The organism is Ensifer sp. SL37, assembly GCF_026672675.1.
In the GTDB taxonomy this organism is placed as follows: domain Bacteria; phylum Pseudomonadota; class Alphaproteobacteria; order Rhizobiales; family Rhizobiaceae; genus Ensifer; species Ensifer adhaerens.
In genome coordinates this window covers 533,728-548,657 of sequence record NZ_JAPPRN010000007.1, presented here as the reverse complement: position 1 = coordinate 548,657, position 14,930 = coordinate 533,728, and the positions used below count along the sequence as shown (strand labels likewise).

The following is a 14,930-nucleotide window of genomic DNA, read 5'->3' as shown; positions in this document are numbered from 1 at the left end:
ATCCTGGTGTCCGCCATCCTGCAAGGAGCGTTTTGCAAATGAGAGTCTCCGTCACTACCTCCGTATTCCTCGGCCTGATGGCTAGCGTCGTGTTTGGCGCGCCGGCCGCAGCCGCCGAAAAGACGAAATTCGAGTTCTGGTACGGCCTTTCGGGCGATCTTGGCGAACGCGTCCAGGATGCCTGCAAGAAGTTCAACGAGAGCCAGTCAGAATTCGAGATCGTCTGCACCTCGCAAAACGGTTACGACACCACCCTGCAAAACACGATTGCCGCCTACCGCGCCAAGAAGCAGCCGGCGATCACCCAGATCTATGATGCCGGCACGCTCGACATGATGCTGTCCGGCGCCTTCGTGCCTGCAAAGAAGCTGATGGCCGACAATGGCTACACCATCGACTGGAACAACTATTTCGGCGGCATCGCCAACTACTACGCAACGGCGAAGGGCGAGCTGAACTCCTTCCCGTTCAACTCCTCGACCGCGATGTTCTACTACAACGTCGACGCCTTCCAGAAGGCCGGCATCGACTTCAAGCCGGACACCTGGGAGCAGGTCGAGGAAGCAGCCCGCAAGCTGAAGACGGCCGGCTTCGAATGCCCGCTCGCATTCAACTTCGACACTTGGCCGCTGATGGAGCAGTTCTCGGCGATCCACAACCAGCCGATCGCAACCAAGGCGAACGGCTATAACGGACTGGACGCCGAGCTTGTCGTCAACAAGACCAAGTTCGTCGACCACGTGAAGTTCTTCAAGAAGATGGCTGACGAGAAGCTCTTCGTGGTCAAAACCAAGCAGCTCGGCATGGACATCGTCCCAGCCTTCACGTCCCAGACCTGCCAGATGATCCAGACCTCGGTCGCCGACCACGGCACGATCGGCAAGACCCTTCCTGAGAATGTGAAATGGGAAGTCGCCATGTTGCCGGTCTGGAAGGGCACCGAGCGTCAGAACTCGCTGGTCGGCGGCGCATCGCTCTGGGTGCTCGCCGGTCGTCCGGAAGCCGAATACAAGGGTGCAGCCGCCTTCCTCAACTATCTTGCAACTCCGGAAATGGCCGAGTGGTGGTCGACGGTGACGGGCTACATCCCGGTGACCAAGACCGGCTTCGACGCCATGAAGGCCAATGGCTTCTACGACAAGGCTCCCTATAAGGGCCGCGAACTCGCCATCCAGAGCCTGTCCTTCACCCCGACCTCGGAAAACACCCGCGGTATTCGGCTAGGCGGCTTCACGCAGATCCGCAAGGAGTTCGCAACCGCCCTTGAAGCAATCTTCATGCAGAACGCAGACGTACAGGGCGAACTCGACAAGACGGTGGAACGCGGCAACGCAGTTCTGCGCCGCTTCGAAAAGACCTACGCCGGTCAGACGCTGAACTAAAATCTGATCCGCCCGGAGCCTGCCACAATATCGGTGGGCTCCGATCGCTCTTCTTGCGCATTGGAATTTCGACATATGGACAAGCGCGCGGCCTTTCGCAGCTGGTGGCTGCCCAGCCTATTCGCCCTGCCGCAGATCATTTTGATCCTGCTCTTTTTTTATTGGCCCGCTGTCGCCGTTTTGCGATGGGCCTTCACGTTGGAGCCCCCATTCGGCGGTGCTGCCGAGTTCGTCGGCCTTGCCAACTTCCAGGAAGTCTTTGCCGATCCGCTCTATTGGAATTCCGTTGGCGTCAGCCTGGCATTCGCGCTTTGTGGAACGCTTGCCACCATTTTCATCGGTCTTGTTCTTGCCCTTGCTGTCGACCGGCAATTGCCGGGCTCCGCGCCATTCCGGTTCCTCTACATTCTGCCCTATGCGATTGCGGGACCGGCGGCCGGTATGGCCTTCCGTTTCATCCTGTCGCCCGAGCGCGGGCTGATGGCCTCGGTCAACGCGGCCTTGCCGGACTTCTGGAACCCGGCCAAATACGGCAGCCACGCGCTCATCCTCGTCATCGTCGTCTTTGCCTGGAAGTGGGCGGGCTACACCTTCATCTTCCTGCTCGCCGGCCTGCAGTCGGTCCCGCGCTCCCTGATCGAGGCAGCCGCGATGGACGGCTGCGGCCCGATCCGCCGCGCGGTCGATATCCAGATCCCGTTGCTGGCGCCAACGCTCTTCTTCCTGCTGGTGATCATGATGACCGAGGGTTTCGTCGGGGCCGATACCTATGGCATCGTCGCACGCACGACCGATGGGGGTCCGAACCACGGCACCGACGTGATGGTCTACCGCATCGTCGAGGAGGCGTTCCGAGGCCTGAACTACTCGGGTGCCTCGGCCCAGAGCCTCGTGCTCATCGGCCTCATCATGATTTTCACCTTCATCCAGTTTCGCTTCATCGAGCGCCAGGTCCATTACAAGTGAGGCTTCCATGATCCAGCGGACACCCTTTGCCAACGCGCTGACCTATGGTGTGATGATCTTCGGCTTCCTGCTTTTGATCGGCCCCTTCATCGTCATTTTGTCGGGCGCCAGCCAGACCTTGCAGCAGGTCAACGCCATACCCTTCAGTTTCGTGCCGCAGGATCGCCTCTTCGAGAATATGGGTGCTGCCTGGTCGCGCGCCAGCCTCGGCACGGCGATGCTGAACAGCTTCGTCATGGCGAGCCTGGTCACGGTCGGCAAGGTAGCGCTGTCGGCGCTGACGGCCTTTGCCATCGTGTTCTTCCGAACACCTCTGAAAGGCTTTTTCTTCTGGATGGTGTTCATCACCCTGATGCTGCCGCTCGAAGTGCGCGTGGTGCCAACCTATGCCGTCGCCGCCGACCTGTTCCAGCCGATCCGCTTGCTGATTTCCGCCGTCACCGGCTTCGAGGTCTCCGTCGACTGGAACCTTCTCAATTCCTATGCCGGCCTCACATTGCCGCTGATCGCCACGGCGACTGGGACCTTCCTCTACCGCCAGTTCTATCTGACCCTGCCGGACGAACTGGCGGAGGCTGCGCGCATGGACGGATCAGGCGCAATCCGCTTCTTCATCGATATGCTGCTGCCGCTGTCGCGCACCAACATGCTCGCACTGACCACGATCATGTTCGTCTACGGTTGGAACCAGTATCTCTGGCCCCTCCTGATGGTGACGGACCCGCAATACAAGACCACGATGATGTCGCTGGTTGCACTCCTGCCAGCTGACAACGGCACGCCGGACTGGAACGTGACGCTTGCCGGATCGCTGATCATCATGCTGCCACCGCTCATCGTCGTCGCCGTGCTGCAGCGTTGGTTCGTGCGCGGCCTCGTGGCCACGGAAAAATGACCCCGCTTTCCCCAAACAGAAGAAACAGAGAGGTCCGCGCTCATGGCTGACATCGCAATCCGCGCCGTGCGTAAATCCTACGGCAAGAACCCCACCCTGCATGGCATCGACCTCGCCTTTGCGTCGGGAGAATTCGTCGTGATCCTCGGCCCGTCCGGCTGCGGGAAATCGACGCTTCTGCGGATGATCGCCGGGCTGGAGGAGATCACCTCAGGCGAGATCGCGATCAACGGGAAAGTCGTGAACCGGCTCGAACCGCGCGAACGCGGCTGCGCCATGGTGTTCCAGAACTACGCTCTCTATCCGCACATGACCGTTGCGGGAAACATTGGCTACGCCTTGAAGGTGGCGGGCGTCGCAAAGGCGGAGCGCCTGCGCCGGATTGAGGAGACCGCAAAGATCGTGGGGCTTTCCGATTATCTCGATCGCAAACCGGCGGCGCTTTCCGGCGGTCAGCGGCAGCGCGTCGCAATGGCACGCGCGATCATTCGCGAGCCGAACGTGTTCCTGTTCGACGAACCGCTTTCGAACCTGGACGCCAAGCTCCGCGTCACCATGCGGGCCGAGATCCGCAAACTGCATCAGCGCCTCCAGGCAACGTCCATCTTCGTCACGCATGACCAGGTCGAAGCAATGACGCTGGCCGACAAGCTGGTCGTGATGAACAGGGGTGTGGTCGAACAGGTGGGCCAGCCGCTCGACATCTATCACCGTCCGGCAAGCATCTTCGTCGCATCCTTCATCGGCTCTCCGGCAATGAACCTTTTCGATGCCGTGGTCGACGTCGACAACGCCTGCCTCACATTCGGCGGTACGAAGATGCCGATCGAAAGAGGTCTGGCCACCCGACTGGGCGCAAGGCAGATCACGGTCGGCATCCGCCCCGAACAATGTGTCGTTGCGCCTGAAGGCGTCTCGATCAAGGTGGATTTCATCGAGGAGCTCGGCTCCGGCCGCGTCATCCACTCGGAACTGAACGGCTATCCCTTCGCGGCCACAGTCGACGAGCACACGCGCGTGCGGCCGGGCGAGAGGATCACACTGGAACTGCCGCTCGCGCACCTGCATCTCTTCGACAAGGAGACCGGCCGAAGGATCGAGGTCGATCTGGAGCCGCGTGCCATCCGCAATTCCGCTAGCCAACCGACACTCCAAGCAGTCTGATCACTTTCATAAATCAGGAGAACCGTGATGAACGATATCATTTCCGCCGTAGGATTCTGCAACCGGACGGGCAAGGGTGACCTTTCGACCCTTGATGCTTCCCTGCGTGAGATTGCAGAGACGGGCGCTGACGCCTGCGAGATCGGGATCTATGGCGAAGAGATCGTCAGCGGCGGCCGCATCATCGAAGACCGCGTCCAGCGCGTCGCCGAGATCACGAAGGGGTACACTTTCAACAAGCTATCGCTGCACGGCCAGATCGTCTCCAACTTCATGGATCGCCAGCACCATCATCTGCAGAAGAAGGTCGTAAGAGCGATGCTCGAGTTGTGCGACCGGCTTGGCGCGGGGATCCTCGTCCATCACTCCGGTGCAGCACAGCTTGCCGCCGGCGAGAGCGCCGCTGACCTCGACAAGATGGAACGTGACGCGCTCGCAGAAATGGCCGAGATTGCCAAAGGCTACGGCGTTCGCATCGCACTTGAGAACATCTTCACGACGGAAAGCGGCCAGTACCGCCAATCCCCGAGCCAGGTTGCCGAAACGGTGCGGGCGATCGGTTCCGACAACGTGGTCGCACTCATCGACTTCTCGCATGCCTATATCGAGGCCACGCATCGAGGGCTCGATTTCCGTGATGAACTCAGGGCCATGGCCCCGGTGACCGGTCACCTTCATGTTCACGACAGTTTCGGCCAGCCCTATACCATGAACCGCTTCTATCATCCGGCGGAAGCAACCGCGCTCGGCATCGGGGACCTGCATCTGCCGATCGGCTGGGGCGACATTGCTTGGGATGACATCTTCTCAGAGCTGACCTTCCTTCCCGATACGACGCTGATCATGGAAATCAGCGCCGAGCGCTTTGCCGATCAGCAGCTGGCGTGCCTGGAGCAAGCCAGGCGACTGGCGGCAGGCGTGGGGCTTAGGCGCGCTGCTTAACGTGCCACCGACGGCCCTGGCGGACAGCTGAATGGTGCTTCCGGCTTGTCGCAAGCAAGGACACCGGCAGGATCGAGTGTTACCGAGGCGCGCCAATCGACGAGAAGTGCGCCTCAACGTGCCAAACCTGCGCGCAAGCGCATCTGGTCTGCGCCTCTCAGCTGCCGGGCGTCGCCAGAGACCGGCCATATCGATGACGTCGTCTCCTGGCGATGACGTGAGCGGGGACCGAAGCTTTTTCCTTCGGCTTTGTTTGCACAGCAGTGTTTTCGCGGTCGACCACCGCTAGCACTTTCATGCAACGAACAGAACCGGCGATCAGTGTCCCAATCGCCGGTTCGACCGTCTCACCGGTCGCGCGGTGGACAACAGGGGATACTAGCGGGTCTTCCTGTCATCGAGATCCACGCCTTCAAGCCTCGCCATCAGTGTAGCGCGATCCTCGACTGACCTGAGGCGGACGGTCAAGGCGGTACTCTTGACCGGGACCTGCGGAGGCAGGGACAAGGCGATACCTGGGATGTTCTCGGCGGCCCACTGCTTGAATCGGGGCAGCTTGTTTGCGCCGCTGATCGGCAAAGTATGACTGTATCTGAAGCTCATTGCTTATTCTCTCTGTATGCGGATTTGGCCGGACAGGTCGGCATTTGAGGGATCAACCCCGGGAGGCTCCTGGCGCCGCTCTTGCCGTCGCAGGTAGTGGCGCCAGGCATTCATCGTGCGCGACTGACCCTATGGCTGCAGACGGACTTAACTGGCCGCCGATACTTTTCGCGGTGCGGGAACGTCGACACTTGTCTAGCGCCTCAACATGAGGATCTCGTCGAGCGCCGATTTTTTCCCGGTTGCGCCGGTCGGTGGCTCCAAACATTCAGACGCGGCATCCAGGGTGCGCACGAACTCCGAAAGTTCGCGGTCATCAAGCTTGTCCGCCGCCGCGGCGAGCGAAAACCAACGCCGCTGCCTTTGTGCTTTTTCCCGCCAATCAACCAGTGTCCCGCGCACGTTCAGCCCAAACACAGCCACGCGGCAGGTAACGTTTGCGCCGTTATCCAGGCGTTTCATGTAGCGATAGATCGTCACCGGCGCCTTAGAGAGGACGCCAATGACACCGCCCTCCTCCAACGCTTCCCGCGACGCGGTCTGGCGGGGCGCAAAACCCTTCATTGGCCATCCCTTGGGCACGATCCACCGCCCGCTGCTCCGCGACGTAACGAGCAAAATCCTTGCCTCGCCATTCTTGGCGATGCGCCAGGGAAGAGCTCCGACCTGCTGCATCTCTTCCGGGGCAGCCTCCTCAGCGGCGCAACAGTTCTTATTGGTGTCCTTCATTTTCCGCTCCCCCTGCCAAACGCGCAGAGAACTGGCGGATGCGCGCTCCGTTCGCGCACGGCGCACGCGTTGCGGCGGGCGGCAGCGCAGTGCGTCTTGCACCACGGGCAACGGCGAGCAGAAAGGGGAAGATGCCGGTTGCAAGCGATGCAAACGGGGCGGGCTGGAGACGCGGGCATGGATACACTCCGTCAATAATGAACCGCACTGTTGGTCAGTGGATTCCCGGAGCGGCGGGGGCTATGGCGGCGTTACAGGATCAGGGTAGCCGGCTCCGGGTAAGGGAGCGTGCTTGCTCGATGAGCCGCGATATCCTGATGAAAGTTTCCGTATGCATACCCCTCACATCGCCCTTTCGTGCGAGCACATCAATGGGCAATTTTGTCGCGCCATACCCAACGCAAGAGCGCCATAGAAATCGCGCGTTCAGGTAAGCGGCGGTAAAGGCTCAGTTTCGGATAACTGGTTTTCAGAACACGGCTCAATCTTTTGACGAAGTCGGACATGAGCCCCTTGCCCCAAGATCGCTCGGGCGCCGCTCACCCGGCCAGAATCCGCACCACAGGCTAATCTTCGGCGACGGCTGAATGAATGCATCAGCGGTAGCACAAGGTACCCAGTGCCTTCGGGGTTGGCAAAGGAGCGATGCAACGCTGCTTGAACGCTGCTTGACGGAAACCGACCCGCCAAACTCCTGAGACAATTATGGCGTCGCCTGTGAGGCGTCCGACGTTCGCCAGAAGGGGCGCTTGATTTCGACCAGCTGGCGTCGGGGATCGCCGGCTTTGGCTCTATCGCGAATGAGCGCAACCAAGTCTGTCTTGATGGTGGCGTCGGACAAGAAGTAGCTGTGCCCGATGAAGCCGCCGCCGCCCGAAAATTCGACGGAATCAACCAGCACACTGCCGATTGAATCCAACCTAACAGCATGACGATTGCCGCCAGGACCACCTGCAAACGCTCTCGGTCGCGTATGGCGCACGCTATGGTCTTCACCACCGCCAGCCGATAGCGTTCGCATGCAATTCCAGTAGCGGTAAGGCGTCCGCTGTCCGCACAAGGCCAGTAGCCGCCAAGGCGACCGTCGTGTCCTGGTCGACACGCCGCCGTGCGCGATGGGCGCATCGGTAACGTCTCTAGTCAAAAAGATGAGGTTGCCCGCAGGCTGATTGCCCATCCTCCCCGCCGTCACATCTCCGGTAGGCCAGCCTTTCGGAAGCCGTTTGCAAAGTGGTCCCGGACAGATGCATCGCGCAGCGGCTGGGAGTTGAGCCAATGGCCGATCGTGAAATGAGGGTGGGCGATCAGGAACAATTCTGCTTCTCGCCGCGCCTCCTCAAGGTGGCCCAATTGCGCAAGCGTAGCAGCCAGGAATTTGCGTGAGTTGGTACGATACGTGTCTTTCCTGCGCAGTGTAGCCGTTGCCGCCTCATAGTCACGCGCGGCGTATTGCGCCTGCCCAAGATGACAAAGATACCAGCAGGCTGGATAGGGATTGAGCCGCAGAGCTTTTTCAATCTGTGCCAGTCCGTCGGCAACCCTGCCGTCCAGCACGGACATGTCCGACATGGCGGCCCAGGTGTCGGCGTGGTTGGGGTCTAGCTCCAGGGCCTTGGCGAAGGCGGCTTCTGATTCCTCCCATCGCCGCTCATAAGCCAAAATAGTTCCCAGAACGTAACGGCAGCCGGCATCGTTGGGGTCCAGGTCGACGGCCTTCTGCGCGAACGTCACCGCCATCTGACGGTTAGGATCTTCGGGCTCGCCGAAGTGAGTCCAGGCCAGCCAACGATTATAGGCGAGCAGACCGAGCGCCTCGGCATATGATGGCTCCAGCTCAACCGCGCGCTGAAGCAACACATAAGCCTCACGCGCAGTTTGCGGCGACTCTTCCGTCAGCAGGCGGGCGCGCACACACAGATCGTACGCCTCAAAATTCTTCGGCCGATTGCGCTGCGTCGGGATGGTCAGTCGGCCGATGAGGGCTTCAACAATCTTGGCGTTAACTTCATCCTGTAATTCGAAAACGTCTTCCACCGTCCTGTCAAACCGGTCGGCCCACAAGTGCTGGCCGCCAAGCGCGTCGATCAATTGTGCATTGATGCGGACACGACCCATTGCGCGTCTGGCGCTCCCCTCGAGGACGTAGCGCACGCCGAGATCCTGGGCGACAAGCCGTACGTCAACCGGCTTGCCCTTGTAGCCGTACACGGAATTGCGCGCGATGACGAACAGGCCAGCTGTTCGGGAAAGGTCGGTGATCAGGTCTTCGGTCAAGCCGTCGACGAAAGGCGCGTCCGCTTCATCCCCACTCGTATTCGTGAACGGCAATACAGCGATCGAGGGACATTCGGGCAGCGGCAATATGCTCTGCAGCGCATCCGGCCAATGCCACACGTGGACCGGGCGAGCCAGGTTCTTTAGGTAGCGTTCGCCTGCATCAAAGAAACGGTCGCCGATCTTGCCGACGATCTCGCCGTGAACTTTGGCTGAAATGCAGATACCTCCCGGTGCGGCCAGCGTCTCTAGGCGCGCCGCGACATTAACACCGTCGCCGAGAACGTCTGAACCGTCGTCAATGACATCTCCCAGATTGACCCCTACACGCAAAAGCAGGCGCCGGTCTGCGGAAGCTTCAACAAGAGTGGTGGCCCGTTGCATTTCCAACGCTGCTGCGACCGCGTCCACCGCGCTACCGAATTCGATCAGGAATCCGTCGCCCATGACCTTGAAGATGCGACCCTTGTGACGCATCGCAGCCGGCTCGATAACGCCAGAACGCAGTTTCCTAAGGTCCGCCAGCGTTGCGACTTCATCAGCCTCCATCAGGCGTGAATATCCCACCACATCGGCAACGACGATGGCGGCAAGGCGACGCTGAAGAGATTGATCCGTCATGTAGAGGACAAGCCTAACGACCGAACTCGCAAGGTATTGTTCAACCGCGAGTGAGTCAACAAGTGGTAAGAGGTAACGCCCCGGCGACCTCCAACTCCATCGAGCGTCATGGTCGTGACGCGGAGACAAGTATCCCAATCGCCGCGCCGCTGGTCATGCGGTTCCCCAGTCGAGGAGCATCGTCGACGCCATGATGTTCGGTCTTGAGCGCTTGGCCGGGTTCGTCGATCGCGCCTAGATGGACATATTGAGCGACGTTATCGGCACCCTTTATCCTCGGATGGGGAGACCTACGTCCAGTCGAGCCTCAGGCGCGCGTGTGCGATATCGGCCACAACCGAAACTGCGAGTGAACGTGCATCCCTTGCTTTGTCGAACAGGCCGATCGGCGCCTTGATGCGAGAAAGCAGACGCTCATCTCCCCCGTAGTCACGCAGGAGCTGGCAGCGTTTCGCATGGGTCCGGCGGCTGCCAAGGGCGCCGATGTAGAACGCATTCGACGTCAGCGCCACATCAAGCAGCGGCAACTCGCGATCAACATCGTGGAAGAGGAGCGCGACGGCGGTGTCGCCGTCTAGTTCGTCAGGCGAAGGCACTTGCCCGCGCTCGAGCACGACTGTCTCGTAGCCGGCCGCAACAGCAACGCGGGCAACCGCATCGATCTCGAGCGGAGTGCCGGCGAGGATCACCCGCGGCCTGGGCCGGTAGGCGCGCACAAAACTCTCGCCGTACCAGCCGCTTGCCTCGCTGCCGTGCTGCAGCGAAAGGGCGCGCTTGCCAGGATGATAGCGTAGCCCCACCGGCGAGCGACGTTGGAGGGTGGAAAGCGCCTGGCGCAAGACGGCCGCGTCCGCCAATACATGGATCGCAAGGGTAATGCCGCCGCCACAGGGCAGGACAATATCAAAAAACGGGGACCCTTCGCCAAGTCGAAGCGTGCGATCAAGGCCTTTTCCAAGAGCGGTGATGGTTTCGGCGGCCACGGCCGCTTCGGTGCAACCACCGGAGACGAAACCGCAATAGAGACCGTCACTGCGCACGACCATTTGCGCGCCGAGGGCGCGCGCAGCGCCGCCACGAATTTCGACGAGCGTGATGAGGGCCGTTGACTGCCCCTCTTCGAGCGATCGAGCGGCGAAAGACAGTATTTCGATTGCATCGTCCGACAGGAAGGCAGCGCGCGGTTCTGGCGCGTTCGTTTCCGGATCGGCGGCGATGCGGATCGTCATCTCACTCCACTCCTTGCGTTCCCCGCCAGCGGCGCACGATACCCGGATCGAGATCAAAGAGATCGAGCACGCGGCCGACGGTGTGGTCGACCATGTCTTCGATGCTCTGAGGTTTCGCGTAAAAGGCTGGGACAGGCGGATAGATGATGCCGCCCATCTCGGTCACATGCGCCATGTTACGGATATGGCCGAGATGAAGCGGCGTTTCTCTGAGCATCAGGACGAGGCGACGACGTTCTTTCAGCACCACGTCGGCCGCACGGGAAATGAGGTTGTCCGTCGTGCCCGTGGCGATCTCGGCCAGCGTCTTGACCGAACAGGGGGCGACGATCATGCCGAGCGTCTTGTAGGAGCCAGAGGAACAGACGGCGCCGATATCCTTGTTGGAATGGGTGGTCGTCGCCAACGCTTCGAGGTCCTGTCTGGAAAACGTCGCCTCGGCCGCAAGCGTGATGCAGGCCGCGCGCGACATGATCAGATGTGTCTCGATCTCGAGGTCACGCAGCAGTTCGAGGATGCGCTTGCCGTAGACCACGCCCGACGCGCCCGAAATGCCAACGATCATGCGTCTTGGATGCGTCATCGCCCTATCCCGCGCTTTTCAGGAGTGCTGCGGCGCGCGCGCAGGCCTCGTCGCTGATGCGGGCGCGCACGCCATGGAAATTCGGGCCGCGCGTCGCATCGAGCCCCATCCGCGAGGTCGTGCCGATGCCGCTGGCGGAGGGGTCGAGCGCATTGCCTGGCAGGCCTTCGATGATCACGACGTCCTTGTGCGGCTGGAAATGAGTGGCTAGCGCCCAGAGCACCTCACTGTCGCGGGTAATATCAACATCCGCGTCCACCACGACCACGGTCTTCAGGTACTGGTCCCAGCCAAGAAGCCCGAGCATGACCTGCCGCGCCTCCCCCTCACGCGTCTGGTTCATGGCGATGTAGGCGTGAAAATGCGTGCCCGACGAGGGGTAGTGTACCGCGGTGATGGAGGGAAAGCGCGCCTTCAGCTTCTCCACCACCTCGGCCTCGCGCGGCACGCGGCCGAGATTGAGGTGTTCGGCCGAATTGCCGCCGGCGACGCTGACGAGGATGGCATTGCGCCGGCGCATGACGGTTTCGACGGTGAAAAGGTTGTTGGTCGAGCGGTCGGAGGAATAGCCTGTGAACTCGCCGAACGGCCCCTCCTCCACATGCGCCTCGGGATCCAGCACACCTTCGAGCACGATCTCGGCATGGGCGGGAACCCGAATGCCGTACTTTGGTGTCCGCACCACCTGAAGCGGCTCGCCCATCAAGCCGCCGGCAACATCACGTTCGTCTTCACCGAAGGCAAGTCGGGCAGAGGCTGCGATCATGAAGAGCGGATGGCCGCCGATGACCATCGCGACCGGCATCGGCCTGCCCTTCTCCTTGGCCATGTTCATCAGCCGCCAGAGATGGCCACGCGAATGCAGCGAGGTGGCGAGCGAATTCTTCGAATGGATCATCGCGCGGTGGTAGCTGAGATTGCCGGCGCCGGTTTCGGGATGCTCGCCGATGATGATGCCGCTGGTGATGTATTTCGCCCGGTCCGTGTCGAAGTGCTTGAGCATCGGCAGCGCGTTGAGATCGACGGCATCGCCCGAGACGATCTCCTCGGTGATCGGACCTTCCTTCAGGACCTCCGGCGTGAACGGCCGGTTGGCGCGCGCCTGGTAGGCCTCGTGCAACCTGTCAGCGGTCGAACCGAGCAGACGGGCGATACGATCGCGTGAGGCAAAGATGTTGCAGAGGACCTCGCTGCCGACGCCACTGACATCCTTCAGGTGCAGCATGGGATGTCGCCCCCGCTCAGCCAGGTTCCAGATCAGCGCTGTCGCATCCTGATCGTCTAAGGCCGGCTGGTCGATGGTGATGACATCTTCGGGGTGCTCCGCCCTGTAGTCGGCGAGGAAGCTGCGGACATCTTGCTTGTGGTACTGGGTCATATCTTAGCCTCGACGCGACTGGGGTGACGGCGCCCGGAATGGGCGCCGTCGTCTTTACTCAGGCAAATTCCTTGTGCTTGCCCGTGGCCCGGTCGACACCGGCATAGCTATCCTTCAGACGCGCCTGAGCGTCCCTCAGGTCGCGCGGCGGCGGCGACGGATCGATGCCGACGAGCTTGGCGATGTTGTTGCCGAGATAGCCTTCGAGATCGTCCTCGGAGAGGTTGATGCCGTGCGGCGGATCCTTGCAGAGCACTTCCAGTTCGCGCAGCCACATGCCCGGATCGTTCGGCGGGCTGTCCGTGCCGAAGACGATCTTGTTCTTCGGCAACTGCTGGGCGAACTCCACGATGCGCGACTGGAAGCACCAGCCGGACTCGCAATAGACGTTCGGGGTATCCATCGCCATCCAGAAGGACTCGAACGAATAGTTGCCGCCGGTCTGGATGCCGAAGTGACCGATGATGAAGTTCACCATCGGGAACTCGCGAATGATCGGATAAAACATCGTCGGGATGGTGTACGGGCCGTCGCCCGTGTGGATGAGCACGACGACGCCGAGTTCGGCACACTTCTTCATCGCCGGACGCAGCCAATCAAGCGCGCGGTCGGGGCGATAACCGTGCATGTTGGCGTGCAGCTTCAACATCTTGAAACCGTATTCCTTGACGTGGAATTCCAGCTCCGCAGCGCCGTTTTCAGGTCCCCAGCGCGGGTTGTAGTTGAAGTTGCCGATAAAGCGGTCCGGGTACTTCTGGCAAAGCTCGGCGCAATAGGCCATGTAGTCGCGAATGCCGTCGCGACCCTTGCGGTTGCCGTCGCGGTAGCCGGTGTTGCCCGGCGGCGGCTGGATGAAGCCCATGTCGATCCGGCGCGGCTTGCCGTTGATCATGTAGGGACCGTCCATCAGCTTGAGCATGCGCTCGCCGGTGAAGGGCTCGCCCGTGTGACGCCATGCCTCGTCGACGAGGTTGGTCGGGTGAAGATGGGTATCAATGATCATTGTTCACTCCGTTCAAATTTACGCGGCAAGGGCGACGCCGTGCTGGCGCAGATACGCCTCGGCTTCCTCGACGGTGGCCGGTGGCTTCGTCGCTTCCAGCCCGATCATCCGGGCGACGTTGTTGCCGAGGTAATCTTCGAGCGTATTCTCATCGAGGTTCAGGCCCTGCGGCGGCTCGTGGCAGAGAACCTCCAGGAGGTTGATCCACATGCCCGGTTCGTTCGGCGGCGTATCCGAGCCGAAGAGGATCTTGTGCTTGGGCAGAACCTTGGCGAATTCGACGATGCGCGACTGCAGGCACCAGCCGGATTCCACGTAGACACTCGGTGTGTCGAGTGCCATCTGCATCGGCTCAAACACGTAGACGCCGCCGGTCTGAACGCCGAAATGCGCCAGGATGAAGTTGACCTCCGGAAACTCGCGGATGATCGGGTAGAACTCCGTCGGGATCGAGTACGGTCCGTCACCGGTATGCACCTTCACCATCAGGCCGAGATCCGCGCACTTCTTCAGTGCCGGTCGCAGCCAGTCGAGCGCGCGGTCCGGGCGGTAGGCGTGCATGTTCGCCTGCAGCTGCACCATCTTGAAATCGAACTCCTTGGCGTAGCGTTCGATCTCTTCGGCGCCGTTCTGGGCGCCGTAGCGCGGGTTGTAGACGAAGCAGCCGAGGAAGCGGTCGGGGTGCTCGGTCACCATCTTTTCCGTGTAGGCCATGTACTGGCGGATGGCGGCCTTGCCCTCGAGATCCATCACCTCGTGGGTGTAGATGGTGTTGCCTTGCGGCGGCTGAATGAAGGCCTTGTCGATCCGGCGCGGCTTGCCGTTCACATAGTAGGGGCCATCCATCATCTTCAGCAGCTTGTCGCCGGTGAACGGCGGTCCGTCGTGTCGCCAAGCCAGGTCCACCAGATCGGTGGGATAGCAGCTCAGGTCAATAATCATAGGTTTCTCCTGTCGTAGAGGGTCCGGTCGATGCGGGGCCGCGCGATGAACGCCATGCCGGCCAAAGCCAGGCCTGGATCCGCGATCTCAGGAAATGCCGAAGACGGAGGGAACAGGCCGGCGCATAAGCTCCCAGGGCGGGGCAACCGGGTGTTCCTATGGTGATCAGCATCGACATCGCAGCCTCATCTTCCAACAGACGGTGAGCAATTGTCGGTG

14 protein-coding genes and 1 pseudogene are annotated in these 14,930 nt (G+C 61.1%); 5 read left to right on the top strand and 10 right to left on the bottom strand.

The features are described from left to right. Nucleotides 1-38 precede the first annotated feature (38 nt). The 5 genes from OVA00_RS34875 (at nucleotide 39) to OVA00_RS34855 (ending at nucleotide 5,349) form a co-directional block, all read left to right on the top strand. Complete coding sequence (locus tag OVA00_RS34875) at nucleotides 39-1,382, top strand: extracellular solute-binding protein (RefSeq protein WP_442780584.1); 1,344 nt, start codon at nucleotides 39-41, stop codon at nucleotides 1,380-1,382. A gap of 75 nt (nucleotides 1,383-1,457) precedes the next feature. Further along, nucleotides 1,458-2,348 (top strand): carbohydrate ABC transporter permease, encoded by an 891-nt coding sequence (locus OVA00_RS34870; RefSeq protein ID WP_268090682.1) that lies wholly within the window; start codon nucleotides 1,458-1,460, stop codon nucleotides 2,346-2,348. A gap of 7 nt (nucleotides 2,349-2,355) precedes the next feature. Further along, nucleotides 2,356-3,243, top strand: a complete 888-nt coding sequence (locus OVA00_RS34865) for an ABC transporter permease subunit (protein ID WP_268090681.1) — start codon at nucleotides 2,356-2,358, stop codon at nucleotides 3,241-3,243. Nucleotides 3,244-3,285: 42 nt separating this feature from the next. Continuing rightward, nucleotides 3,286-4,407: a sn-glycerol-3-phosphate import ATP-binding protein UgpC gene (locus OVA00_RS34860; protein ID WP_060521201.1), complete on the top strand. Its 1,122-nt coding sequence runs from the start codon at nucleotides 3,286-3,288 to the stop codon at nucleotides 4,405-4,407. 27 nt (nucleotides 4,408-4,434) lie between these two features. After that, the gene (locus OVA00_RS34855; protein ID WP_268090680.1) at nucleotides 4,435-5,349 is read left to right on the top strand and encodes a sugar phosphate isomerase/epimerase family protein; all 915 of its coding nucleotides are present in this window, start codon (nucleotides 4,435-4,437) and stop codon (nucleotides 5,347-5,349) included. 378 nt (nucleotides 5,350-5,727) lie between these two features. Here the strand turns inward: OVA00_RS34855 and OVA00_RS34850 are convergent, their stop codons facing one another. The 10 genes and pseudogenes from OVA00_RS34850 to OVA00_RS34805 form a co-directional block, all read right to left on the bottom strand. After that, nucleotides 5,728-5,952 carry a hypothetical protein gene (locus OVA00_RS34850; protein ID WP_060521203.1) on the bottom strand — a complete coding sequence of 75 codons (225 nt, stop codon included), beginning with the start codon at nucleotides 5,950-5,952 and terminating at the stop codon, nucleotides 5,728-5,730. A 195-nt stretch (nucleotides 5,953-6,147) separates the two neighbouring features. Beyond that, complete coding sequence (locus tag OVA00_RS34845; RefSeq protein ID WP_268090679.1) at nucleotides 6,148-6,681, bottom strand: NUDIX hydrolase; 534 nt, start codon at nucleotides 6,679-6,681, stop codon at nucleotides 6,148-6,150. A 368-nt stretch (nucleotides 6,682-7,049) separates the two neighbouring features. Next, nucleotides 7,050-7,187 carry a hypothetical protein gene (locus OVA00_RS34840; RefSeq protein WP_162727226.1) on the bottom strand — a complete coding sequence of 46 codons (138 nt, stop codon included), beginning with the start codon at nucleotides 7,185-7,187 and terminating at the stop codon, nucleotides 7,050-7,052. A gap of 197 nt (nucleotides 7,188-7,384) precedes the next feature. Continuing rightward, nucleotides 7,385-7,579, bottom strand: a pseudogene (locus OVA00_RS34835) (alpha/beta hydrolase); the annotation flags it as partial. 290 nt (nucleotides 7,580-7,869) lie between these two features. Next, nucleotides 7,870-9,576, bottom strand: coding sequence for an adenylate/guanylate cyclase domain-containing protein (locus tag OVA00_RS34830; RefSeq protein ID WP_268090678.1), 1,707 nt, complete (start codon nucleotides 9,574-9,576; stop codon nucleotides 7,870-7,872). 290 nt (nucleotides 9,577-9,866) lie between these two features. Next, nucleotides 9,867-10,805, bottom strand: a complete 939-nt coding sequence (locus tag OVA00_RS34825; protein WP_268090677.1) for an XdhC family protein — start codon at nucleotides 10,803-10,805, stop codon at nucleotides 9,867-9,869. A 1-nt stretch (nucleotide 10,806) separates the two neighbouring features. Beyond that, a complete protein-coding gene (locus OVA00_RS34820; protein WP_034791753.1) occupies nucleotides 10,807-11,388 on the bottom strand; it encodes a UbiX family flavin prenyltransferase in 582 nt (193 codons plus the stop codon). Nucleotides 11,389-11,392: 4 nt separating this feature from the next. Further along, nucleotides 11,393-12,766 (bottom strand): UbiD family decarboxylase, encoded by a 1,374-nt coding sequence (locus OVA00_RS34815; protein WP_268090676.1) that lies wholly within the window; start codon nucleotides 12,764-12,766, stop codon nucleotides 11,393-11,395. Between the two features lie 58 nt (nucleotides 12,767-12,824). Continuing rightward, nucleotides 12,825-13,769 carry an amidohydrolase family protein gene (locus OVA00_RS34810; RefSeq protein ID WP_034791749.1) on the bottom strand — a complete coding sequence of 315 codons (945 nt, stop codon included), beginning with the start codon at nucleotides 13,767-13,769 and terminating at the stop codon, nucleotides 12,825-12,827. 18 nt (nucleotides 13,770-13,787) lie between these two features. Next, entirely contained in the window at nucleotides 13,788-14,711 is a 924-nt protein-coding gene (locus OVA00_RS34805; protein ID WP_268090675.1) for an amidohydrolase family protein, read from the bottom strand. Nucleotides 14,712-14,930: the final 219 nt, after the last annotated feature.

What these genes read in the sequence shown, in the direction of transcription:
- OVA00_RS34875 (WP_442780584.1), top strand. Translation starts at nt 39, where the DNA reads ATGAGAGTCTCCGTCACTACCTCCGTATTCCTCGGCCTGATGGCTAGC.
- OVA00_RS34870 (WP_268090682.1), top strand. Translation starts at nt 1,458, where the DNA reads ATGGACAAGCGCGCGGCCTTTCGCAGCTGGTGGCTGCCCAGCCTATTC.
- OVA00_RS34865 (WP_268090681.1), top strand. Translation starts at nt 2,356, where the DNA reads ATGATCCAGCGGACACCCTTTGCCAACGCGCTGACCTATGGTGTGATG.
- OVA00_RS34860 (WP_060521201.1), top strand. Translation starts at nt 3,286, where the DNA reads ATGGCTGACATCGCAATCCGCGCCGTGCGTAAATCCTACGGCAAGAAC.
- OVA00_RS34855 (WP_268090680.1), top strand. Translation starts at nt 4,435, where the DNA reads ATGAACGATATCATTTCCGCCGTAGGATTCTGCAACCGGACGGGCAAG.
- OVA00_RS34850 (WP_060521203.1), bottom strand. Translation starts at nt 5,952, where the DNA reads ATGAGCTTCAGATACAGTCATACTTTGCCGATCAGCGGCGCAAACAAG.
- OVA00_RS34845 (WP_268090679.1), bottom strand. Translation starts at nt 6,681, where the DNA reads ATGAAGGACACCAATAAGAACTGTTGCGCCGCTGAGGAGGCTGCCCCG.
- OVA00_RS34840 (WP_162727226.1), bottom strand. Translation starts at nt 7,187, where the DNA reads ATGTCCGACTTCGTCAAAAGATTGAGCCGTGTTCTGAAAACCAGTTAT.
- OVA00_RS34830 (WP_268090678.1), bottom strand. Translation starts at nt 9,576, where the DNA reads ATGACGGATCAATCTCTTCAGCGTCGCCTTGCCGCCATCGTCGTTGCC.
- OVA00_RS34825 (WP_268090677.1), bottom strand. Translation starts at nt 10,805, where the DNA reads ATGACGATCCGCATCGCCGCCGATCCGGAAACGAACGCGCCAGAACCG.
- OVA00_RS34820 (WP_034791753.1), bottom strand. Translation starts at nt 11,388, where the DNA reads ATGACGCATCCAAGACGCATGATCGTTGGCATTTCGGGCGCGTCGGGC.
- OVA00_RS34815 (WP_268090676.1), bottom strand. Translation starts at nt 12,766, where the DNA reads ATGACCCAGTACCACAAGCAAGATGTCCGCAGCTTCCTCGCCGACTAC.
- OVA00_RS34810 (WP_034791749.1), bottom strand. Translation starts at nt 13,769, where the DNA reads ATGATCATTGATACCCATCTTCACCCGACCAACCTCGTCGACGAGGCA.
- OVA00_RS34805 (WP_268090675.1), bottom strand. Translation starts at nt 14,711, where the DNA reads ATGATTATTGACCTGAGCTGCTATCCCACCGATCTGGTGGACCTGGCT.